This is a genomic window from candidate division WOR-3 bacterium (assembly GCA_039802205.1).
Classification (GTDB): domain Bacteria; phylum Hydrothermota; class Tepidihabitantia; order SM23-42; family JAOAFX01; genus JAOAFX01.
Map to the genome: position 1 here is coordinate 1 of JBDRWD010000049.1, position 21,126 is coordinate 21,126.

25 protein-coding genes are annotated in these 21,126 nt (G+C 38.6%); 17 read left to right on the forward strand and 8 right to left on the reverse strand.

Annotation, left to right across the window (positions count from 1 at the left end):
* The 4 genes from ABIL39_09330 to ABIL39_09345 all read left to right on the forward strand — a co-directional run.
* The coding region (locus ABIL39_09330; protein ID MEO0166323.1) for a hypothetical protein at window positions 1-458 on the forward strand (458 nt) is incomplete at its 5' end.
* Window positions 431-826, forward strand: coding sequence for a hypothetical protein (locus ABIL39_09335; GenBank protein MEO0166324.1), 396 nt, complete (start codon window positions 431-433; stop codon window positions 824-826). The genes ABIL39_09330 and ABIL39_09335, both read left to right, overlap by 28 nt.
* 111 nt (window positions 827-937) lie before the next feature.
* Window positions 938-3,079 (forward strand): hypothetical protein, encoded by a 2,142-nt coding sequence (locus tag ABIL39_09340; protein MEO0166325.1) that lies wholly within the window; start codon window positions 938-940, stop codon window positions 3,077-3,079.
* A 241-nt stretch (window positions 3,080-3,320) separates the two neighbouring features.
* Window positions 3,321-4,448: an alkaline phosphatase gene (locus tag ABIL39_09345; GenBank protein MEO0166326.1), complete on the forward strand. Its 1,128-nt coding sequence runs from the start codon at window positions 3,321-3,323 to the stop codon at window positions 4,446-4,448.
* A 79-nt stretch (window positions 4,449-4,527) separates the two neighbouring features.
* On the opposite strand, the gene lipA is transcribed toward ABIL39_09345, so the two are convergent.
* The 6 genes from lipA to sppA form a co-directional block, all read right to left on the reverse strand.
* Complete coding sequence (lipA, locus tag ABIL39_09350) at window positions 4,528-5,385, reverse strand: lipoyl synthase (GenBank protein MEO0166327.1); 858 nt, start codon at window positions 5,383-5,385, stop codon at window positions 4,528-4,530.
* A gap of 27 nt (window positions 5,386-5,412) precedes the next feature.
* On the reverse strand, window positions 5,413-6,411 hold the full coding sequence (locus tag ABIL39_09355; protein ID MEO0166328.1) for a DUF2330 domain-containing protein: 999 nt from the start codon (window positions 6,409-6,411) through the stop codon (window positions 5,413-5,415).
* Window positions 6,408-6,989, reverse strand: a complete 582-nt coding sequence (locus ABIL39_09360) for a hypothetical protein (protein ID MEO0166329.1) — start codon at window positions 6,987-6,989, stop codon at window positions 6,408-6,410. The genes ABIL39_09355 and ABIL39_09360 overlap by 4 nt, the downstream gene beginning before the upstream one ends.
* A gap of 572 nt (window positions 6,990-7,561) precedes the next feature.
* On the reverse strand, window positions 7,562-8,407 hold the full coding sequence (locus ABIL39_09365) for a beta-N-acetylglucosaminidase domain-containing protein (GenBank protein MEO0166330.1): 846 nt from the start codon (window positions 8,405-8,407) through the stop codon (window positions 7,562-7,564).
* Window positions 8,394-8,660, reverse strand: a complete 267-nt coding sequence (locus tag ABIL39_09370; GenBank protein ID MEO0166331.1) for a hypothetical protein — start codon at window positions 8,658-8,660, stop codon at window positions 8,394-8,396. Before ABIL39_09370 ends, ABIL39_09365 begins: the two co-directional genes overlap by 14 nt.
* The gene (gene sppA, locus ABIL39_09375) at window positions 8,651-9,484 is read right to left on the reverse strand and encodes a signal peptide peptidase SppA (GenBank protein MEO0166332.1); all 834 of its coding nucleotides are present in this window, start codon (window positions 9,482-9,484) and stop codon (window positions 8,651-8,653) included. Before sppA ends, ABIL39_09370 begins: the two co-directional genes overlap by 10 nt.
* Before the next feature lie 127 nt (window positions 9,485-9,611).
* Between sppA and ABIL39_09380 the strand changes: the two genes are divergently transcribed.
* The 11 genes from ABIL39_09380 to ABIL39_09430 all read left to right on the forward strand — a co-directional run bounded on the left by ABIL39_09380 (window position 9,612) and on the right by ABIL39_09430 (window position 17,793).
* Window positions 9,612-10,730, forward strand: coding sequence for an isocitrate/isopropylmalate dehydrogenase family protein (locus tag ABIL39_09380; protein MEO0166333.1), 1,119 nt, complete (start codon window positions 9,612-9,614; stop codon window positions 10,728-10,730).
* A complete protein-coding gene (locus tag ABIL39_09385) occupies window positions 10,727-11,977 on the forward strand; it encodes an aconitase/3-isopropylmalate dehydratase large subunit family protein (protein ID MEO0166334.1) in 1,251 nt (416 codons plus the stop codon). The genes ABIL39_09380 and ABIL39_09385 overlap by 4 nt, the downstream gene beginning before the upstream one ends.
* A 3-nt stretch (window positions 11,978-11,980) precedes the next feature.
* On the forward strand, window positions 11,981-12,502 hold the full coding sequence (locus ABIL39_09390) for a 3-isopropylmalate dehydratase small subunit (GenBank protein MEO0166335.1): 522 nt from the start codon (window positions 11,981-11,983) through the stop codon (window positions 12,500-12,502).
* Between the two features lie 34 nt (window positions 12,503-12,536).
* Complete coding sequence (locus ABIL39_09395; protein ID MEO0166336.1) at window positions 12,537-13,052, forward strand: HD domain-containing protein; 516 nt, start codon at window positions 12,537-12,539, stop codon at window positions 13,050-13,052.
* A 75-nt stretch (window positions 13,053-13,127) separates the two neighbouring features.
* Window positions 13,128-13,547, forward strand: coding sequence for a nickel-responsive transcriptional regulator NikR (nikR, locus tag ABIL39_09400; protein ID MEO0166337.1), 420 nt, complete (start codon window positions 13,128-13,130; stop codon window positions 13,545-13,547).
* Window positions 13,548-13,670: 123 nt separating this feature from the next.
* Window positions 13,671-14,288, forward strand: a complete 618-nt coding sequence (locus ABIL39_09405) for a hypothetical protein (GenBank protein ID MEO0166338.1) — start codon at window positions 13,671-13,673, stop codon at window positions 14,286-14,288.
* 89 nt (window positions 14,289-14,377) lie between these two features.
* Complete coding sequence (locus tag ABIL39_09410) at window positions 14,378-15,154, forward strand: DUF4198 domain-containing protein (GenBank protein ID MEO0166339.1); 777 nt, start codon at window positions 14,378-14,380, stop codon at window positions 15,152-15,154.
* A 37-nt stretch (window positions 15,155-15,191) separates the two neighbouring features.
* The gene (gene cbiM / locus ABIL39_09415) at window positions 15,192-15,785 is read left to right on the forward strand and encodes a cobalt transporter CbiM (GenBank protein ID MEO0166340.1); all 594 of its coding nucleotides are present in this window, start codon (window positions 15,192-15,194) and stop codon (window positions 15,783-15,785) included.
* 46 nt (window positions 15,786-15,831) lie between these two features.
* Window positions 15,832-16,404 carry a hypothetical protein gene (locus ABIL39_09420; GenBank protein ID MEO0166341.1) on the forward strand — a complete coding sequence of 191 codons (573 nt, stop codon included), beginning with the start codon at window positions 15,832-15,834 and terminating at the stop codon, window positions 16,402-16,404.
* A complete protein-coding gene (gene cbiQ / locus ABIL39_09425) occupies window positions 16,397-17,134 on the forward strand; it encodes a cobalt ECF transporter T component CbiQ (GenBank protein MEO0166342.1) in 738 nt (245 codons plus the stop codon). Before ABIL39_09420 ends, cbiQ begins: the two co-directional genes overlap by 8 nt.
* Window positions 17,134-17,793: an ABC transporter ATP-binding protein gene (locus ABIL39_09430; protein MEO0166343.1), complete on the forward strand. Its 660-nt coding sequence runs from the start codon at window positions 17,134-17,136 to the stop codon at window positions 17,791-17,793. The genes cbiQ and ABIL39_09430 overlap by 1 nt, the downstream gene beginning before the upstream one ends.
* Here the strand turns inward: ABIL39_09430 and ABIL39_09435 are convergent.
* A complete protein-coding gene (locus ABIL39_09435; GenBank protein ID MEO0166344.1) occupies window positions 17,788-19,089 on the reverse strand; it encodes an HD domain-containing phosphohydrolase in 1,302 nt (433 codons plus the stop codon). The genes ABIL39_09430 and ABIL39_09435 overlap by 6 nt on opposite strands.
* Before the next feature lie 77 nt (window positions 19,090-19,166).
* On the opposite strand from ABIL39_09435, the gene ABIL39_09440 reads away from it, so the two are divergent.
* A complete protein-coding gene (locus ABIL39_09440; GenBank protein MEO0166345.1) occupies window positions 19,167-20,225 on the forward strand; it encodes a family 10 glycosylhydrolase in 1,059 nt (352 codons plus the stop codon).
* A 5-nt stretch (window positions 20,226-20,230) separates the two neighbouring features.
* Here ABIL39_09440 and ABIL39_09445 read toward each other — a convergent pair whose 3' ends face one another.
* Window positions 20,231-20,434, reverse strand: coding sequence for a helix-turn-helix domain-containing protein (locus tag ABIL39_09445; protein ID MEO0166346.1), 204 nt, complete (start codon window positions 20,432-20,434; stop codon window positions 20,231-20,233).
* A 490-nt stretch (window positions 20,435-20,924) separates the two neighbouring features.
* Here ABIL39_09445 and ABIL39_09450 point away from each other — a divergent pair, with 490 nt between their 5' ends.
* Complete coding sequence (locus ABIL39_09450) at window positions 20,925-21,119, forward strand: hypothetical protein (GenBank protein ID MEO0166347.1); 195 nt, start codon at window positions 20,925-20,927, stop codon at window positions 21,117-21,119.
* The last annotated feature ends 7 nt before the right edge of the window (window positions 21,120-21,126 follow it).

Consider the following 21,126-nt stretch of genomic DNA (forward strand, 5'->3'; position numbering starts at 1 on the left):
ACGCCCAAAAGACATCGGATGGTATCAATGTCCAGTGTACAATATGCGATTCAATCTCAAGAGAACCAATTCCATATGTTCAGGTAAGATTTGAAAATCTAAATAAGTCTTTCACTACCAGGCGGAGCACTTTTTACCTTTCATTACCACCGGGCAAATACGATATTATTCTTGAAGCCCCTGATTATGAAGTTTTGCGAAGGCAGTTTACGGTTTCAGCCACAAACAATAATTTTATCTTTGAAATGGTTAAATTATCAGATAGAAAAAGGATAACAGAGCATTATCATAAATTCCATACCCGCCTTGATTCTTTTAATTATCTGTTGAAAAACATGGAAATACCGCAGGCAAAGCAGGTTTTAGCCGAACTTCAAAATTTCGCCAAATATGGATTTAATATTGATGAAAAAATCATAATTTTTATTCTATGGAGAGAAAATGGCTTGATAGTATAATGGCACTGGCGCGGACAAATGAAGATTCAGCAAGGTACGCAGAAGCCTTTTATTATTATCGTAAGATTGCGGAATATGATTCCACCCAGACCGAAGCATTGAATCGTATGAAACTGATGGATTCCTTATTGGTCACAAAAAACAAGCCCAAGACTACAACCAGTCCAGAAAATTTAGTGAAGAAATCCAAGACCCCCGAGGAGATAGAAGCGCTTTATAGGGCAGGAGTTGAAAGATTTATCAATGCCGAATACAAAGAGGCATTGAAAATTTTCAAGGAAGTTCTTAAATACGACCCAAATCATACCAAGGCACAGGAATATCTGAGGAGAACTGAGGCAAGGATAAAGATATTAGAGAACAAATAAAGGATGGGGAGTACTGATCAAAAAGTGCGTTGTATAAATTGTGAGTTAGGTTTAATGTTTTTTCAATTTATAGATACAATTATCTTAAAGGAGCCAAAAACAGGAGGAGATATGAATGGAAAAAGATTGTTCATTTTCATAATATTGTCTCGAATAAAGATTTTATTGCTTCCTATGATCATATCCTCCTTTGCCGAATCCCTAAATTACACTGCTGGCTACGGCGAGATGGAGATGTACGAAAATTATTATTTTAATCACAAACCAGTACCAAGAGATACTTTATGGCCAGAAATACTTGTAGCAGCCGGGATTAGTTTTTCTGCAAATGATACGATTAAACCATATCTGAAGACATTCATTGATTTTAATAATAAAATTAGCGGCGCCGGTTCGCAGTTTGTCTATTTAAAGCGGACTGTTTCTGATACAAAAGACCGGACCATAACTTTGAGTTTTGCCTACATTGATACTACAACCAATAAAACTTTTGGAATTGGAACGAATTTCCCTACTGGCGATAGTTTATTAATTCTTATAAGCCTAAAGACTGATAGTGTCCAAAATGTTATATGTCGGTTAAGAATTTTAATAAATTCCACATATACAACAATTAGTACTTTTAACAGTAATATTGATTGGATAACAATTCCCGTTAAAATTTATCTTGCGGATACAATATGGAGAGTCCGACCAATATTAGAAATAACTGCCAACAAAAATGGTAATAATTTAATTAAATTATGGGTGGATAATTTGCGTATGTATGCAATTAATCCAAATGGCAGTTATAAAACCTTACCAGTATTGCCCATGGCAAATTTTAAACTGGTCAGTTTCCGCAGCGAAGCACCGGATTGGATAACTGCGATCGCAAAACACGACTTATTTAGAGGAGATAAATTAGCACTCTTTCGCTTTGGGTTAGTTAAACCAGAAGCTGAACTTTTTCATTATGTTATGACCAGTGCTGCCTACATCAGATACACTGTAACCCATGGCGGACAAGATACTATATGGCGGATTACTTATCTCGGCGGTGGCGATTTTTATCCTCATAGTTATATTAAGGATTCACTTAATTGGGGTTTCATCAGAGATTCACTTGGTAGAGTTGTGTCTCATCTCTGGCCTTTTAATGACACAAGTTTTTCCCGGGAAGATTATGTTCGTTATGGGAGTGATGGCGAATATGTTAGGAATATCTTTTATAAAAACCTGAGATGGTTATACGATAGCGTTTATACCATCTACAAACCTACCGGATATTATTTTGATAACTTTCTACATCCAATTAGTATGGTCCCTGATGGTTCCCCGGATTATGAAACGAACACAATTAGAAAGCAAAAACATTATGAATTTACTCAAATGCTAAAAAATAGATTACCCGAAATTCCATTTTTTGCTGGATTATCTGCTGATTTGTTTGATAGTTACAAAAATTATGTTGATTACATTATGCGTTGTTCATTTACTGTTTCATGTGAATTCGGAGCAGGAAAATGGGTTTCACCTAAGACTACTTATGACTGGATAAAGATAATCACACAAAATCCACAGAAAAAATATGTTCTACTTGCGGGTGTGGTTAATGACCAACAAATATTATACACCGCCGCAGCTTTTTATATGGTCAATGGAGAGAATGTGTATGTACTTATGCATGATACTTCGGGCGGTAAGTATTGCCACTATAGTTGCACGATATATCCGACTTATTATTATCTCCCCATCGGTCACCCAACTAATTCATACCAAGTGGTTGCCATGCAAGATTCGTCAAAAGGATTTGTTTTTCTGAAACGAAATTATAGTAATGGGGTGGTTTTACTGAATCTTGATACATTGAACGCCTACCAGTATGTATTAGAACGAAGTTATTTTGACCATAATAATACCTATTATGATTCAGGTGCAGTGATTACAATTAACCCACGTTCTGGATTCATTTTTATCGGTCCTGAGACTATTAGCGATAAAAATAGAAAATTGTTTTATGTACCAACATTTTTTAATAATAAGATAGAAATAAAATATTTTGGATTTGGAAAAAGTGGTCTTACATTGAAACTTTACAATGCCCTGGGTGCACTGGTATTTAAAGCTCATTTCAAATGCACTGAGACATTAGTAATCCAGGATCAAAAAATAGCGGAGTTGTCTGAAGGGACTTATTATTTGCATATTTATTCTGGTCGGAAATTACTGGGTAAAGCAAAATTGATTAAACTTAGAAATAAGATTGAGTAATATATTCAATGTTGTTGCCATATTTTAATTTTTAATCAAATGGTTACTCTATAAAGGATTTGAGGGTATAAGATTGTCTATTAAGAAATTGAACAGTCGAACTCTTTTTTTCTTACCTTTGGATTTTTATTAAACATCAATAGAATTTACCATAGAATAATATTGTTCCGCTCTATTCTGCAATTAAAATTGACAGTGAGAAAAATGTGGTTATAATTAAACCATCAAAAAGGAGTTTATAATGATAAGAAAAATATTTTTTATGACAATAATTTTCTGTTTGATATTTGGGCAGGAAATTTCCCGTCTACCGCTACTGCCCTCCGAACTTCAAATCAAGAATATTATCTTTTTTATTGGCGATGGGATGGGTATTGCCCAGATTCAGACCGCAAGGATAAAGAGCAGAGGTGCCCTGGGTAGGTTAAATATGGAACTGATGCCGGTGACGGGACTGGTTAATACCTGTGCGATTGACAAATTGATAACTGATTCTGGGGCTGGTGGAACTGCCCTGGCATCGGGTATAAAGACCAAAATCGGCGCAATTGGTGTTGATTCTGCGGGCAATCCTTATCGCACACTCCTTGAAGTGTGTCAGAAGATAGGAAAATCAACGGGCTTGGTTGTGACTTCATCAATTACCCATGCTACACCTGCGACATTTGCCGCCCATACATCAAGTCGGGGTGACGAATCGGAAATTGCGGTTCAATTGATTTACAATAAGGTGAATGTACTTCTTGGTGGTGGCAAGGCATTCTTTCTGCCCAGAAAAGTCAAAGGGAGTAAAAGAAAGGATGAGCGGGACCTTATTAAAGAAGCAAAAAGACTGGGTTATTTTTTTGTGGAAGATAAAATTCAATTGCTGAAAGCCGATGGTAGTTATCTACTCGGGCTTTTTCAGATGGAGAATATGAAAAACGATTCAACCGAACCGACGCTCGGGGAGATGACAAAAAAGGCGATAGAGATTCTCAGTAAAGACCCTGATGGGTTCTTTTTGATGATTGAGGGGAGTCAAATTGACTGGGAATGTCACGCAAATAAAATAGATGGGATGGTTAAGCAGGTCTTAATGTTTGATGAGGCAGTAAAGGTGGGGCTTGATTTTGCACTGAAAGATTCGCATACCATCGTCATCGTGACCGCCGACCATGAGACAGGTGGTCTGGGAATAATTGGAGGCACACTTAGCGGTGATGAAATAAAATGCGGCTGGTTGAGTTCAGACCATACTGCCTTGATGGTGCCGCTATTCGCCTTTGGACCAAAGGCAATGAACTTTACAGGAGTCCATGAGAATAATGAAATACCGCATATCCTTGCGGAAATAATCAAGATTGATAAATTTCCCCAAAGAAATTAATTTTTTATTCATAAACCATACCATTCTATTTTAGTATTAATAAAAATAAAATATAATTTTATTCGTTAATTTCATTTATTTAAAAAATTATTTCTGAGGCGTGGTATGAGGATCGGACAAGAGGCCCACTGATCACATATTTTATTCCAATTTCTTCGCCGATTTTTTTAAATTTGCTGAATTCTGCGGGCGTGTAATATTTTTTGACTGCAATGTGACGGCGTGTGGGCTGAAGATATTGCCCAATCGTTACGATATCAACCCGGGCATTTTTTAAATCCCTTAGTGTTTCAATGATTTCATTTTCTTCTTCGCCCAGACCGAGCATGAAGCCGCTTTTGGTAATTGCTTTAGAATTTAGGTCTTTCACTATCTTTAATACATTCAATGAACCTTCATAACTACATCGTCTATCTCTTACATAAGGTGTTAGTCTTTTTACAGTCTCCAGATTGTGTCCAATGATGAATGGTTTAGCGTCAATTATTTTTTTCAAGAGTTCTGCTTTGCAGTTGAAATCCGGGATCAGCACCTCAACCTTGGTTTCGGGATTTTTTTCTTTTATTGCTTCAATTGTGCGGGCATAATGACCGCTTCCTAAATCTTTAAGGTCATCGCGGTCAACTGAAGTTATTACCACATAACGCAACCCGAATTTTTTTACTACTTCAGCAACATTTTCCGGTTCTGCAGGGTCTAAATATCCTTTTGGATTACCAGTAGTCACCGCACAGAATCTGCAGGCACGGGTGCAGATTTTTCCCAGAATCATAATTGTTGCACTCTTTTTTGCCCAGCATTCGCCAATATTGGGACAGCGTGCTTCCTGGCACACAGTTGAAAGATTATATTTTTTAAGGGTTTCAAAGACTTCCTTAAATTCGTTACCTGAAGGGAGTTTGACCTTTAACCAGTCAGGCTTTCGCGGCATGGCCATCTTTTTTCGACTATTTAATTGTCCGATTTATCGAGCGGGTTTTTGTTTGATATCTGTCTTTCTTCTAATTCTCATATAACCAATATAAAGAAGAAAGACAATTGCTGGCAAAAAAATACTATTGGCAAAACCCATATACCAGTAGGGCTTCTCTTCCTCTCTGAATTCAGTGTCATCGGGTGATTGATAAACCACTATATCTGAATTCATAGCACTCGGATAATCATAGGTCCGACGGAGTTTGGTGATATAATCACCTTCTTTGATATAATCAAAGAGCACCGGAAAGTCCTCTTTTATATTCTCAAGTTCATCTTTTGAAATTTTATTGGCATATAAAAGTTCGGCATTATCAAAAAACATTTTGTGTTGCCCAATTACATAGAGATAAAGCGCCGTGTAATTGGCGGAAGTGAGTGAAGAAATCTTCATTGGATAGACAATAGTGTCAGTGGCAAATTTGAAACAGACACCGATATTGATTCTATAATAATTATAATTTGTATCAGCACGGGCAATAAAGAAATACTGCCAGTTACGATTTATGTAATCCTGAAACATATCGCGCATTCCATCGGGCAGTGAATATCCGTTGTTTGTAAGCCAGTTTACGAGTGTATCAGGATTGTTAGTCTGTATCAAAACCGTCTGCAAGAAACCGATAGTTTTGAATTCGATAATTTTGAAATAATCGTCGCCATAATAATAACCACCTTCGCCATAATAAGAACCTCCACAACCACCGTAATTTTTTTGAATTGAACTGAGTGCGGATAAATTTATGAATAGACTATCATTTATTTCGCTTACTGATGGTAGTGATGGGAAAGGCACAACCCAGGCAAAGCCATTATAATCTGTCGCCCAGGCGACTTTAACCAGTATCGATAATTCCTCTGAATCCGGTAAAACCTTTATTATCGCCACCTGGTCCTGCCCATAGATTTCATTATACCTTGGCGGTATGATACCACCATCAGCCCAGAGAGTGGTTGAGATTATCATTATTAAGAAAATTTGTTTCATTCTTTATCCCTTTTATTTATGCCCATAATAATACCGAAACCAGCACTACTCAATGAAACGTAATCTGGTGAAGAGGTATAATCCCAGTGAGTTCGGGGACCAGTTGAATCGAAATTGATTAAATTGATCCAGAATTTTATACCCGCCCTTATTCTGCCAAAATTATGCATTATATTGGTCCCCACACTCATACCCAAAGAATTTCTTTTATCTACTACTTTTATTACAGTACCACTATCTCCAAGAATGGGATATGAAAGATTACCAATATAATAACCAAATTTAACTCCAAATTCAATATAACCGATGCCAAAATATTTAACTTGCAATCCTACACCACCGGCATTGATTACCATAGGGATACCTGATTTTATGAAGTAGGGGTCAGCAAAAGGATAATCTTTTTTATAAAAATAATCAACATAAATTCCCCAGCCAAAATCTCTTCTATAAAAATCATTTTCAATTCCAAGTTGGTAAATTGTAGTAAAGTAGTCATCGGTATAATCATCTGGTGCAAGTATGCTTCCTGAAATGAAAGGATTTAGAATCTGTACAAAAAATAAATGAATTATCATTTTTATAATTATAATGAAATAATCAGTTTTGTCAATGGAAATGAGCAGAATATCAAGGCTGGCTATCTAAACTGAGAGAATATCCGGACTGAGAAAGTAAAGAAATTTTAAAAATCCAGAGGTTAATATAATGTCCTTAGACAAACAGAAAATTTAGAATACCCTCTCAACCGCAAAAAATCATCTAACGATTTCCACAAGTTGGTGAAGATTGCCTAAAGAACTGCTCCCAACATACAAAGCCTTACAAAGTATTTTCTTTCAAGCTTGAGGTAAAGATTGTCGTTTTTCCGTGTGTTTCCGAGGATTTTTTCAGAAAGGTTTTAACGAAGGCACGATTTTTTACTTAATTAAAATTACACGGTCAATTTGCCTTTGTGCCCTTCATATTTTTGATGGAATTCCGGGATGGTTATTATTCAGACCCAGGATTTTTATGCGAAGCATTTTTGCGATTGGTTTTTGAAGGGTCTTCAATCGGGAGAGATTTTTTAGGAAGATGAGTCTCTTTCGAGAGGGAAGGGATTATGCCTTTTATGCGCCATGTGACAAAAGGTATGAAGTCAGGACGATCAATAAAACATTTTTGCCTTTCGCCAGGAATATTTCGGGCTATAGTTGAAGGGATTTTTAAAAAATTCAGCAGCCGTAAATATTAATGGTTTTGACTGGAGATACTGGTTCATCGGATTGAGGAGAATACCACAAACTTTCTCGACTATCCTGGGTTCGCGATTCCGATAAGGAAATTTTAAGATTATTCCCGGGAGATAATCATTAGCAAAGATATTATCCCAAATCAATGGCGGTCGGGTTAAAATCTGGGTAATATTATTTATATCTTCCACAGTAATTTTGGAGGCAATAACCCACCGGCCTGTCCAGAAGATTTTTATCTCCTTATTTAAATTTTCGGCAATCGTCGTGATATATTCGGTTTTATTAAAACCGTAATACTGTGTTGGGCAGAAGAATAATTCAGCATCTTGCCATTTATCTTTTAGGAGCGCCCACACTTCGTTAGCACATTTGACTTGAACAAGGGCAGTGTTTGAGTCGAGTTTAATTTTTATATCGTCAAAGAGAATGCTAAAATGTCTGATGTCGATTTCCATCATAGAGGCTATCTTTTTAATTAGTGCTTTTAGCATTGGTTCGGTGCCTGGAGAGATGGCATAATTGAAATCGACTTCATATCGGCGGGCTAGTTTATTAAGATTTTCGAATTCTTTCAACTCAGATAAAGGATAAATTTTAAAATATTCCCTGCGGTGATAAGGGTCGTCTTTTGGTGCATAAACATAAGTATTCAGACCCAATTCCGAAAGAAATTTTATCAAATCACAACGTTCGGTGAAGGAATAATGACGGCCGTAAAAGCCTTCAATAACTCCGAAGATTTTTTTATTTTTCACCATCAATTGCCTTCAAAAATTTAAGCCATAATTCTGGTTTACTGGCAAATCTTTTTAATTCTTTATCCGGGTCTATTTTCAAACGTGTTTTTAGGGCAGACAAAGAATCGTTTAGTTCTTTTTCCGAATTGATATTTTTTCTTAGTTCTTTTTCTGTTTTAAAATACTCCAGAAGTTTGGGGTTGATGTCTTCGCCGGAGCAGGAGAAGAAAAATAAGAGCGGGAGAATAAAAAGAAATCTTTTGCTTATCGCCACAGAAAGAAAATTTGGGGTATGAAAATTTTTTCTATTGGTTCAGTAATGAGTTGGATCAAACTGTATCTTTTGGGAGGATAGATAAGATTAGGTTTTTCGATTCCGAGCATATCACCAATGATTTTGACTGCATCTTCGAAGGAGCCGAGGGTATCCACTAAACCCAATTCCTTTGCCTGCCTACCGGTAATGATTCTGCCATCGGCAATTTTTAGCACGCTATCCTTCGGAAGTCCGCGAGCATCACAGGTCGCCTGGACGAATTGTTCATAAACATCAGTTACTACATCCTGTAACAATTTTTTTTCTTTTTCGGTCAATTTCCGGTAAGGTGAACCGATATCTTTATGTTCCTTAGATTTGATTACTTCAAAATCAATCCCCACCTTTTTCATCAACTCTTGAAACACGGGGAATTGCATGATGACACCAATAGAACCGGTGATAGTTCCAGGATTGGCAACGATTAAATCTGCCGGAAGGGAGACATAATAACCACCCGAAGCCGCAAGCGCACCCATGGAGACGACAATTTTTTTCTGCTGTTTGGCTTTGCGCAGTTCCTCATATATCTCCTGGGAAGCAGCGACCCCTCCACCCGGAGAATCGACACGGACGAGGATACCTTGAATAGAGGGGTCTTCGGCAAACTGTTTAATATGATGCACGACTTTTTTTGAAGAAGTGATAATGCCTTCAATCTCAATTACACCAATATTACCTCCTGAAGTAAAAGCCGCACCCCGAAATCCCAAGCCAATTATCAACCCGAAGATGATTGCCCCCCCAATGACCGCAATTATTATAACATGAACCTTTTTCATTTTGACTCCTGCTTCTTTATTTTAACCAAAAAGATTTAAAAGTCAATCGATGTTGTGATATTTTGTTGACTAAAGATATTTTTTTGAGTAAAATATACGACTTCTAAATTGGTTTTAAGGAGGTACAATGGCAAAATATAAGATTGCCTGGTTACCGGGCGATGGGATTGGTAAGGATGTCTTAGATGCGGCAAGGATTGTTCTTGATAAATTAAAACTTGATGCCGAATATATTCCCGGAGATATTGGTTGGGAATTCTGGTGCAAGGAAGGCGATCCTTTGCCACCCCGCACCATTGATTTACTGAAGCAAGTAGACGCGGCACTCTTCGGGGCGATTACTTCTAAACCCACCCGACAGGCGGAAGAAGAACTGAATCCCGAACTAAAAGGCAAGGGATTGGTGTACCGTTCACCGATTGTGCGCATGCGCCAGTTATTTGACCTCTATATCTGCCTCCGCCCCTGTAAGGCATATCCCGGTAATCCTTTGAATTACAAAGAGAATATAGACTTGGTTGTCTTTCGGGAGAATACCGAGGATTTATATTCGGGTGTGGAATTTTATCCAGTGCCCGAAGAATTATCAAAATTATTGAACAATCTCTCCAAAAATTTTGAGCCGTTTAAAAATTTACTTCCGGCAGAATTGGCTATTTCGTGCAAGATAAATACCCGAAGGGGTTGTGAGAAAATCATCCGTGCGGCATTTGAATATGCCCGCAAAAATAAACGGAAAAAGGTTACCATCATCCATAAAGCAAATGTAGTCCGTGCGAGCGATGGTTTGTTCTTAGAAGTGGGTCGTGAAGTTGCAAACGCATATCCGGATATCCAGTTTGATGAAGCGAACGTTGATGCGATTACCATGTGGCTTTTAAAAAATCCACATAATTACGATGTCCTGGTAGCACCAAATCTTTACGGTGATATTATTTCGGATTTGTGCGCACAAATGGTTGGGGGATTGGGGTTTGGTTGTTCGGGAAATATAGGCGAGAAGTTGGGAGTATTTGAACCCACACATGGTTCAGCACCAAAGTATGCCGGGATGTATAAGGTTAATCCAATTGCGACAATTCTTGCTGCTAAGATGATGATTGAATGGCTTGGAGAAAAAGAACTTGCTGAGCGATTAGAACGGGCAGTGGCTGCTGTTATTCGAGAGGGTAAAGTTAAAACTTATGATATGGGTGGAGATTCTTCTACAATAGATATGGCAAGGGCGATAGCCGAGAAATTATGACTATAATTGAAAAAATCTTTTTCCGTGCCTCTGGGAAAAGGGTAAAGCCCAATGAATATATCTGGATAAAACTTGATTTGGTGGCGATGCGCGATTTCGGTGGACCTAATGTCGTCCAGGAGTTCAAAGAAAATTTTGGTGATATGCCGGTATTTGATAATAAAAAGGTCGCGATTACATTTGATCTCCATATCCCTCCGCGGGATGAAAAAGTTGCCCGAAACCAGCAGGTTTTACGGCAATTCGCACGTGAAAAAGGCATTAGACTGTTTGATGTAAACACAGGTGTTGGACAGCATATCCTTTTGGAAAATGGTCTGGTCAAGCCTTGGGACGTTGTGGTCGGTACGGATAGCCATATGAATCTGCTGGGTGCAATAGGTGCCGCAGGTTTTGGGATGGGTACGACTGACATCGCCGGTGCTCTTTATAAAGGCAAACTCTGGTTTAAAGTCCCCCATACGATCAAGATTGTTGTAAATGGCATTTTGAAATATCCGATTACGGCAAAAGATGTGATACTGTATATCCTCAAAAATTTGACGACCAGCGGCGCACTGAATCGGGCGATTGAGTTCTGCGGAGAGACGATAAGGATGATGAATTTGAGCGAGCGGATTACAATGGCGAGCATGGTGACAGAGATGTCCGGGGATGTCGGATTTATCGAACCCGATGAAACGGTCTTTGAATTTTTACGCAGTCATAATGTAGAAAATATTGAACCCATAAGTGCTGATGAAAACGCTGAGTACGAGAGGGTTTACGAGTTTGATATCACCAATTTGCGACCCCAGATTGCCTGTCCTCATTCCCCGGATAATGTTGTGGATGTGGCAGAGGTTGCGGGTAGAAAGATTGACCAAGTTTTTATCGGTTCTTGCACAAACGGTCGATTCGAGGATTTAAAGATTGCAGCAAAGATTCTTGAAGGCAAGAGAGTCAATGAAAATGTGCGCTTGATCATCGTACCTGCAACGCACGAGGTGGCCCAGCAGGCTGAAGAGGCCGGTCTTTATCGGATATTTCTGCAGAGTGGGGCAGTAGTGGTCAATCCTGGTTGTGCTCTGTGTACCACGGGTCATCCCGGAATTCTGGCGCCGGGTGAGGTGATGATTTCTACTTCCAATCGCAATTTCATTGGCAAACTGGGCAAGGGTGGCGAGGTTTATCTCGCCTCGCCTGCAACAGCCGCCGCGAGCGCGGTGCGAGGAATGATTACATCCCCTATGGAGTTCTGGAGTTAAAATATGGAATCTCATAATAGTGGAATAAAAAATCCAGTTTTTCGTGGAAGGGCCTGGTGTTTTGGCGACGATATTGATACGGACCAGATCTACCCAGGAAAATATCTGCCTCTGACTGACAAAGTTGAAATGGCAAAACACGCCATGGAAGGAACGGATAGGGGAGAGGAATTTTTAAAACATGTCCAACCAGGGGATATTATCGTGGCAGGAAAAAACTTTGGCTGTGGTTCATCAAGGGAGCACGCCGCGATTGCAATCAAAGGTGCTGGAATCAATTTAGTCATTGCCGAATCTTTTGCCAGGATTTTCCATCGCAACTGCGTTAATACCGCATTAATCACACTGGAATTAAAAGAGGCAAAAGAGATCAATGACGGTGACATCCTGGAGGTAAATGTTGATACCGGAGAAGTCAATAATCTCACGCAGGGCAAGAGATACAAGGCAGCGCCTCTGTCAGAATTGGAAAAAGAGATTATCAACGCCGGCGGTTTATTAAAATATTTGAAATCCGCCGGGTGAGACCTGATTATCTTGGGAAATAACTGGAGGACTAATGGATGAGAATTATATAATCAGCATATTTCCCGAAATAGCCCAGATAGAAAATGCCGAACTAAAAAAGGGTGTGGTTAAAGCCTGGTTGCTGGCGATAAATAGGGGCAACTGGAAAGAACTGGAAAATATCCCGTTTACCCTTTTAATCCCGACACAAAAAAACCTGATTGAACATACCCGTTCCGTAACCCAGATGGCTTTAGCAATTGCCCGTATGAGAAAAGAACTTAATCAGGACATCGTCCTGGCTGGGGCTCTGGTTCACGATGTGGGAAAGCTCCTGGAATATGAATTTAAAGAAGGAAAATTCATAAAGAGCCGGTATGGAGAACTGGTCCGCCATCCGGTTTCTGGGTATCAGCTGGTTTTGGAAGCAGGTTTACCCTTAGAAGTGGCCCATATCGTTGCGGCACACTCGGAAGAAGGGGATAAGGTCAAACGTTCTCCCGAGGCAGTTTTAATTCACCATTGCGATTTTATTGATTTTGATATTGAGAAAGCAATAAGTCGATAATCTCGCCATTGACAATATCAAATTTTTAAATATAATATGTTATGATTTTTAAAAAAGTAACACTAAGGAGTGGACATGTCTGAAGCAGCAAGATTCGGGGTGTCAATGAGTCGGAAGTTGCTTGTTGAATTCGACCGGTTGATAAGAGAAAAGGGTTATAAAAATCGGTCTGAGGCGATAAGAAAGTTGATTAGAGAAAAATTGGTGCAGAAGGAATGGGAGTCTTCAAACGAAGAAATCGTGGCAACGATTACGATGGTTTATAGCCATGAGATCAGGGAGCTTACCGAGCGTTTAACTGAGATACAACATAGGTATTATAAACAGATAATTTCTACAATGCATATCCATCTTGATGAGCACAATTGTCTTGAGATTCTCGCAATAAAAGGTAAAGCAGATGAAGTAAAGAGTATTGCAGATAGACTCCTGAGCACAAAAGGGATAAAGCACGGACAGTTGACAACAACAAGCACAGGCAAAAAGCTTGCATGAATTAAATTGGGAGGTATAATGAAAAAAATCGTTGTGAATTCAGTTGGGATATGCGCGTGGGTTTGATTTTTGTTTTTAACTTAGTGTTACTTTTTTTTAAAAAATAACACCAAGGAGGTAAAAATGCAAAAGCATCTTAAGGCAGTTGCCTTAATAATGACTATCCTTATCGCTAGCCTCTATGGTGCAAGACCGTTCGGTACGGATGACGCGGGGACGGTTCCATCAGGTTCATATGAACTGGAAATCGGTTATGATATATGGGAAGAAACGGGGATGTTCGGACTGGGATTCAAACATGGATTGACAGAGAAAATGGACATTGGAATCGGATTCGGTTTCAATATTGTTTCAGAACCAAAGAATTCTTTTGTTCCGGCTGAACTTGCATTCAAATATTCCCTCGTTCCTGACTTTCTGGCTGCATCTTTTGTCGCAGAAATCGGTGGTTCGGCTTATGCCTTGAATGGTATTCTTACTCGAGGATTTGGACCCATAGAATTAGATGCTAACCTTGGTTATACAACAGGGGATTCAAGTATAACCTATGCAGGTGCATTTATTTACTCAATAGAAAAATTTGCCTTTGGCGGTGAAGTACTTGGCGATAAAAAAGCTCAGAACTGGTTATTGGGAGGTAGATATACAATAAAAGATGGATTGATGGTTGATGCGGGGTTTGCGAGTGATTTTAAATTTGAGGCAAAGACTGCAACTTTCGGTGTCCATTATGAATTTTAGGGATTTATTCAAAAAGGCTAAAGCCTTGCCCTACAGAGGCAGATGCAATCTTGTTTGTAGGGCAAACAAAAACAATTGAAAGGAGAAAAATGTTGCAAAATAGGACAAAATTATTGATTGGTATGGGGCTATGTTTGATTCTTCCATTATATGCACATTTTCAGATGATAATTCCCAGCACTAATATCGTTGAAGACCAGAAATCGGCAAACATCAATCTTCAATTAATGTTCTGTCATCCATTTGAACAGGCAATTATGAATATGGATAAACCTTTGCAGTTTGGGGTTCTAATCGGCGGTGAAAAAAGAGAAAATCTTTTAAATACGCTCTCAGAAAAGAAGGTTGATGGTTTTTCAACCTGGGACGCAAATTATAAATTAAAACAACCCGGTGATTATGTGTTTTATGTTGAACCCGCACCCTACTGGGAACCGGCTGAAGAAAAGTTTATTATTCATTATACAAAGACCGTGGTGAACGGATTTGGAATGCAAGAAGGATGGGATGCGGAAATCGGGCTTGAAACAGAAATTATACCATTAACCCGTCCTTATGGGTTATATGCGGGAAATGTATTTTGCGGATTGGTAAAGGTAAATGGTAAACCCGCACCGTTTACCGATGTTGAGATTGAGTTCTATAACATTGATAAAAAATATAGCGCACCCAAAGAACCCTATATTACCCAGGTGACAAGGACCGATGCCAATGGTGTATTTGTCTATGCCATGCCCAGACCAGGGTGGTGGGGTTTTGCAGCATTGAGTGAAAGGGAAACGAAGATGCTCAATAAACAGGACAGGAAAGAATATCCAGTGGAAATCGGGGCGGTGATATGGGTTTATGTTGAGGAGATGAAGTAAAAATGGTTATTGGGTTGGGGTTGAGAAGAGGTATTATATGCATATCGCTGAAGGTGTTCTAACTGTGCCGGTTTTAATAGGTGGGGCTTCCATTACAGTAACCGGAACAGCAATCGGTTTAAAAAAAATTGAATATAAAGATATGCCGAAGATTGCTGTCCTTTCTTCTGCCTTTTTTGTTGCTTCGCTAATTCATATTCCAGTAGGACCGACAAGCGCCCATTTAATTCTCAACGGACTCGCAGGAATAATATTGGGCTGGGCTGCATTCCCAGCCCTTCTTCTGGCTTTATTCTTGCAGGCGATACTCTTCCAGTTCGGGGGATTGACAACACTCGGGGTGAATACCGCAACAATGGCAACTTCTGCCGTCTTTTGTTTTCTGATTTTTAAGAAATTGGTGGAGGTTCAAAGCCGATTTTGGAATTTTGTTGGTGGTTTTCTCACCGGATTTTTGAGCGTTCTTTTAGCCAGTTTTTTCGTCGCAATCTCTCTTGCTCTTAGTGGCGAGGTATTTATGCCTGTAGCGAAGATGATTATAATTGTCCATATTCCGGTGATGATTATTGAAGGTATCCTTACCGGATTTGTGATTTTATTCTTAAAAAAAGTTAAACCGGAATTACTTTGAAATATGTTTTCATTAATACCCGATTGAGCGGGTGTAAGGAGAAAAGATGAGGTTCATTAATTTCATTCTCTTATTATCCATACCACCCATTTGTTTGGCGCATAAGATCAATATCTTTGCAACAGTAGAAGGAAATAAGATTTATACCCAATCTTATGCCAGCGATGGTGGTAAGATTAAGGGTGGAGAGATTGAAGTTTATGATAAGAGTGGTAATAAACTTCTCAGCGGAAAAACCGATTCGCTTGGTGAATTTTCTTTTGTCATACCTAAAAAAGATGATTTAAGAATTGTGGTCATCGGTGGTATGGGACATCGGGCTGAGACAATAGTGAGTGCCGATGAACTGCCGGAAGTAAAAAAGGAAATTGCGGTAAAGGTAGAAAAAAATGAAAGGTATAAAGAAGCCCCAAAGACAGAGACCGCGGTAATTGATACCACCTTATTGGAAAGAATAGTGGAAAGGGTAGTTGATGAGAAAATCCGTCCGGTATTAAGATTGATTGCCGAGCAGAAGCAAGAGAAAATTGGCATTACTGAAGTCGTGGGCGGCATTGGATATATCATCGGCATAGTCGGCATTATTGCATTTTTTATGAAGCGAAAGAACAATGTTTAATGAATATATAAATGGTAATTCTATAATCCACAGATTTGATCCGCGCATAAAGATCATTTATGCATTTGTATTTTCTGTGATTATTGCCCTACAGAATGAATTGATCCCTTCGTTAATCGGACTTTTAATCAGCATTATTTTGGTCATGCTTGCGAGGATAAGATTCGTGGAGATAATAAATAGATTACTGATTGTTGATAAATTTCTCCTACTCCTCTGGCTCGTTCTTCCTTTGACATATCCAGGCGAACCATTATTAAAAATATTAGGTTTGAAGATAAGTCAGCCAGGTGTTTTGTTTACATTATTATTGACCATAAAGGCAAATGCAATACTTTTGATTCTTATCAGTCTTATAGCGACATCAAGTATATTTGATATCGTCCATAGTCTACTCCATCTCAAAATACCAGAAAAGCTTGTCTTCCTGTTTTTTCTAATATATCGGTATCTCTGGGTTCTTTATGATGAATATGAAAAGATAATGCGGGCAGCAAAAGCAAGGGGGTTTAAACTGAGAAATTCTATTCATACCTACAAGACGATTGCATATATTGTCGGGAGTCTACTGGTTAAAAGCTATAACCGAGCAGATAATCTATATCGGGCAATGGTGGGCCGGGGATTTTGTGGAAAATTCTGGCTTCTTGAACACTTCAAATTCTCACCTCTTGATTTCTGGGGTATTCTAATATTGACTATTGCTGGGTTCATAATTATAATCGTCTGATGTCTGAAGATAACCTTATCACATTACGTGAAATAAAGTTCGGCTATAACGGTAAACCACTCCTCTTTAATGGTTTAAATTTTTCTCTCCACAAAGACGAGAGAATAGGGATCATTGGTCCCAATGGGTGTGGTAAGACAACCCTTTTCAATATCATCATGGGATTCGTAAAACCCGTATCAGGAGTTATTGAGATAATGGGAAAGGAGATGAGAGAGGAAAAGGATTTTCAAAAGGTCCGTCAGTGTATTGGTTTTTTATTCCAGAATTCAGATGATCAACTTTTTTGTCCCAGTGTTCGGGAAGAAGTTGCTTTTGGCCCATTGAATCTGCGTTTATCCAAAAGCGAGGTAGAAGAAAGGATTAGATGGTCTTTAAAACTTGTGGGTTTGACGGGACTTGAAGATCGCGCACCCTATAATCTTTCGGAAGGCGAGAAAAAAAGACTTGCCTTCGCAACAGTACTCGCAATGAAACCGAAAATTTTACTGCTTGATGAGCCTACAAATGGTGTTGATCCGGAGGGTGTAGAGGAGATTGAAAGAATTTTACTTGAAGGTGATTACAGTTATATTGTAATATCTCAGGATATGGATTTTCTAAAAAAGACTGCCGAAACGATTTATAGATTAGAAAAAGGAAAGCTGAAGAGTTTATGATTCCTTAGCGAGGCTCTTTAAAAATATATCAACAAGTTGTTCATCAAGCTGTGTCCCTTTTGCCTTTATTAGTTCTTCAATTGCTTCTTCTCGCCGTTTTGCTCGCCGGTAAGGTCTTGCGGAGGTTATAGCATCATAAGTGTCAGCGACGGCGATGATCCTCGCGAGGAGTGGAATCTTATCACGATCAAGTCCTTGAGGATAACCCTTGCCATCAACTCTTTCATGGTGACTGTAAACAATGTCAAGTATCGGTCTGAATTCACTAACCGTGCTGAGGATTTTTTTCCCTAAGATGGGATGATTAATTATGTAACGCTTTTCTTGTTCAGTGAGGGGACTCTTTTTATTCAATATCCCATCCGGAATTCCTATCTTTCCGATGTCATGGAGCAGACACGCCTGTTTTAGTATTTCTTTGTCAGTTTCCGAAAGATTCAACTCATCGGCAATTTTAAGGGCATATTCCTGGACGCGCAAGGAATGTCCTGCAGTATATTCATCTTTGGCATCAAGGGTTTTAGCAATCAGTTGGACGAATTCCATAAAATTTTTATTGGATTTGGCGATAAGTCTTTCAATCTCTTCTTTAGATTTATTTAAACTGGCAAAAACCAATGCATACTGTGAAAGAAACGTCCAGGCAAAGGTAAACATGATGGCAAAGATACCAAAGATAAAGGGATCACGAATTTGGAGAATAAATGGGCGATTGAGGTAAGTGCCAATGATATCGATTAATCCCAGGATTACGGCAATAATAATTCCGACAATCATCGGTCGGACATCAATCATTGCGGGTTTGTTCTTTTTCAAAAATTTTAGACTATCATAAAATATATAGCTCGCCCAAACACTCAAAAGCAAAAGCAGAAAATAGGTGAATTTTGTTTTTAAAGGGCGGTATACACCGGCAAAAATAAGGATTTTCTTCTGGACTAATAAATCAGTGGTAATGGTTAAAACGATGATTACCGAGGAGAAAATGCCCAAAACCCAGCAGAGGCTTTTCTTATAATCTCGGCCAAGGGTATTGTAGACAAAAGCCGGGAATACAAAAAAATAGGAAAAGATACAGGCAAACATGAATCGGTTCCAGAAAATCATTGCCGTGGTTGATAGCGCAGAAAGATTCATTATATAACTTGAGAAAAGAAATCCAGAGCCGAAAAGGAAAAACAATCCAGCATAGAGAAATTTTTTATCAAATTGGTTTTTAAAGTAGAGATAGAACAATCCCAGGGACAATAAGAGGACCGTCCAGAAAAAGCCAAAGGTTAGTTGATTAATGAGCATATGTTAATTTATATAAATTTTTGGATTTGTCAATAGCAATAATCTTGACATCGAACTATTTTTCGTTAAATTCTTTCATGCCCTTGATAGTCTTTATTTTCTATTCGATCGATTTTAAAGGGATATGGGTTCCGCGTTGGTCAATACCGGATAATCAAAAAATTTTTGAGACCATTGGTGATAAATTCAATCATATTTTCCTGCAGGTGTTTGGGAATGGTGAGGCATATTATCCATCTGAGATTGTTCCAACAAAAATGAACGATGACCGATGGTTGAGAGAGCTCCTTCATTATGCCCATTTGAAAGGTATTAAGGTTTCGGCCTGGGTCAATCTTCTGTATTCTTGGGGATACGCACCCCGTTCAAATGATCCGCGACATCCCATTAATTTTGCTGAAGATTGGTATGTATTTGACCGTGAAGGAAGGTCGATTCTCAATTATCGTACCGACGAATTAAAAAAATTAAATATCGAAGGCTATTTCATGACCCCGGCAAATCCGAGCGTGCGTATTTATCTGCTAAAAATCATCGAAGAGATTATAAGCAAATATGATTTTGATGGCATCCATATTGATTATGTCCGTTATCCACATGAAGATTTTGTTTATGATATTTACCTGCGGACGAAATTCCAGCGGGAATACTTTTATGACCCATTAGATTTTTTTTCCGAGACACTTAAAATTAGATTTGGTTTAACGGGTCTGGATGATCTGATGAGAAGTTGGAGGGAATGTATAAATGATGATTTGACTGGATTTATAATTCAGATTAGAGATAAAATCAAATCGATCAAGTCCAACTGTATTTTATCTGCAGCAGTTAAACCCGATCCTTTCAATTCCCGTGTCGAATTTTATCAAGACTGGGTTACCTGGGTGAACAATGACTATGTCGACTTCGTCTGTTTAATGGCTTATACCCGGAATATTGATGGGATTATAAAAAATACCCTGGAGAGTGTAAACTTTCCCCAAAAGGTAGTGATTGGACTCGGAATATACTGTCTAAATCCTGAGACGATAAGGGAGCAAATAGAGATGATAAAAAAGACACCCCTGCGCGGATTTGTATACTTCTCTTATGCTCAATTAAGAGATAACCCTAGATATCTTGAATTATTCCACTAAGGAAATCATCCTGGAGGTATCTTTTTTGTTATACCGTATTTTTTCATTTTTCTAAAAAGCGTGGAACGATTTATTCCCATCAATTGTGCGGCTTGAGTGATATGCCAATCCACCGAATTTAGGATTGTTACGATATATTTTTGTTCCGCTTTCATCTTAAACTCTTTAATATTGGGTATAATTCCAGTTGGATTTTTTCTCTTCTTCATCTTGCTCCTTCGGGCGGAAATAAAAAGAAGGGCGGAAGTGCTTAATTTTTTTACAAAACCCCTCGCCACTCTCCGCCCTTTTTACTCTACCCCTTCTTCATTTATATGCAAATTTCATGCCTGGAAAAGTAAATAATCTATTATAAAAATTAATGAAATTTCATTGATTTTTTGGGCTCAAAGGGCATTTAGCTGAGGTTATTGTTGCATGTATGCAACAATTTTAACTGAGTTCGCCAAAAAGAGAAAATGGCATGGGAATTCGTTATAATTTGGCGATAATGGACAAAAATATTGTTGCAATTGTGCAACACCATTTGTGTCAATTTGCAACAAAAGGGTTGATTACCCATCAATAAAGTTTTTCCGGAAACAATACACAGGGGAATTCTTCTCCAAATCAATTTATATGAATTGCACCCCTCTGAATGTTATTATCATCTTTTAAACTCCGCAAATTGCCTGGTTTTCTCCATTTTGTAAAATTATTATGCCCGCAAACAGGCTCGGAGTATTAGTGGTAGCCGCACCCTTCAGGGTGCGAGATACCCTGGGATTTAAAAACATTTATCCGCAGGCTAAAGCCTGTGCCTACCATTTTACCGGTTACCCCCAGAGGACTTCAGGCAGGCATTTTTTATTTATGCAATACAAAAACCTTGCCCTACAAAAATACCAACGCTAAATCATCG

Coding starts and splice junctions, on each gene's coding strand:
- ABIL39_09335 (MEO0166324.1), top strand. CDS start 431: ATGGAGAGAAAATGGCTTGATAGTATAATGGCACTGGCGCGGACAAAT.
- ABIL39_09340 (MEO0166325.1), top strand. CDS start 938: ATGAATGGAAAAAGATTGTTCATTTTCATAATATTGTCTCGAATAAAG.
- ABIL39_09345 (MEO0166326.1), top strand. CDS start 3,321: ATGATAAGAAAAATATTTTTTATGACAATAATTTTCTGTTTGATATTT.
- lipA (MEO0166327.1), bottom strand. CDS start 5,385: ATGGCCATGCCGCGAAAGCCTGACTGGTTAAAGGTCAAACTCCCTTCA.
- ABIL39_09355 (MEO0166328.1), bottom strand. CDS start 6,411: ATGAAACAAATTTTCTTAATAATGATAATCTCAACCACTCTCTGGGCT.
- ABIL39_09360 (MEO0166329.1), bottom strand. CDS start 6,989: ATGATAATTCATTTATTTTTTGTACAGATTCTAAATCCTTTCATTTCA.
- ABIL39_09365 (MEO0166330.1), bottom strand. CDS start 8,407: ATGGTGAAAAATAAAAAAATCTTCGGAGTTATTGAAGGCTTTTACGGC.
- sppA (MEO0166332.1), bottom strand. CDS start 9,484: ATGAAAAAGGTTCATGTTATAATAATTGCGGTCATTGGGGGGGCAATC.
- ABIL39_09380 (MEO0166333.1), top strand. CDS start 9,612: ATGGCAAAATATAAGATTGCCTGGTTACCGGGCGATGGGATTGGTAAG.
- ABIL39_09385 (MEO0166334.1), top strand. CDS start 10,727: ATGACTATAATTGAAAAAATCTTTTTCCGTGCCTCTGGGAAAAGGGTA.
- ABIL39_09390 (MEO0166335.1), top strand. CDS start 11,981: ATGGAATCTCATAATAGTGGAATAAAAAATCCAGTTTTTCGTGGAAGG.
- ABIL39_09395 (MEO0166336.1), top strand. CDS start 12,537: ATGGATGAGAATTATATAATCAGCATATTTCCCGAAATAGCCCAGATA.
- nikR (MEO0166337.1), top strand. CDS start 13,128: ATGTCTGAAGCAGCAAGATTCGGGGTGTCAATGAGTCGGAAGTTGCTT.
- ABIL39_09405 (MEO0166338.1), top strand. CDS start 13,671: ATGCAAAAGCATCTTAAGGCAGTTGCCTTAATAATGACTATCCTTATC.
- ABIL39_09410 (MEO0166339.1), top strand. CDS start 14,378: ATGTTGCAAAATAGGACAAAATTATTGATTGGTATGGGGCTATGTTTG.
- cbiM (MEO0166340.1), top strand. CDS start 15,192: ATGCATATCGCTGAAGGTGTTCTAACTGTGCCGGTTTTAATAGGTGGG.
- ABIL39_09420 (MEO0166341.1), top strand. CDS start 15,832: ATGAGGTTCATTAATTTCATTCTCTTATTATCCATACCACCCATTTGT.
- cbiQ (MEO0166342.1), top strand. CDS start 16,397: ATGTTTAATGAATATATAAATGGTAATTCTATAATCCACAGATTTGAT.
- ABIL39_09430 (MEO0166343.1), top strand. CDS start 17,134: ATGTCTGAAGATAACCTTATCACATTACGTGAAATAAAGTTCGGCTAT.
- ABIL39_09435 (MEO0166344.1), bottom strand. CDS start 19,089: ATGCTCATTAATCAACTAACCTTTGGCTTTTTCTGGACGGTCCTCTTA.
- ABIL39_09440 (MEO0166345.1), top strand. CDS start 19,167: ATGCCCTTGATAGTCTTTATTTTCTATTCGATCGATTTTAAAGGGATA.
- ABIL39_09445 (MEO0166346.1), bottom strand. CDS start 20,434: ATGAAGAAGAGAAAAAATCCAACTGGAATTATACCCAATATTAAAGAG.
- ABIL39_09450 (MEO0166347.1), top strand. CDS start 20,925: ATGCCCGCAAACAGGCTCGGAGTATTAGTGGTAGCCGCACCCTTCAGG.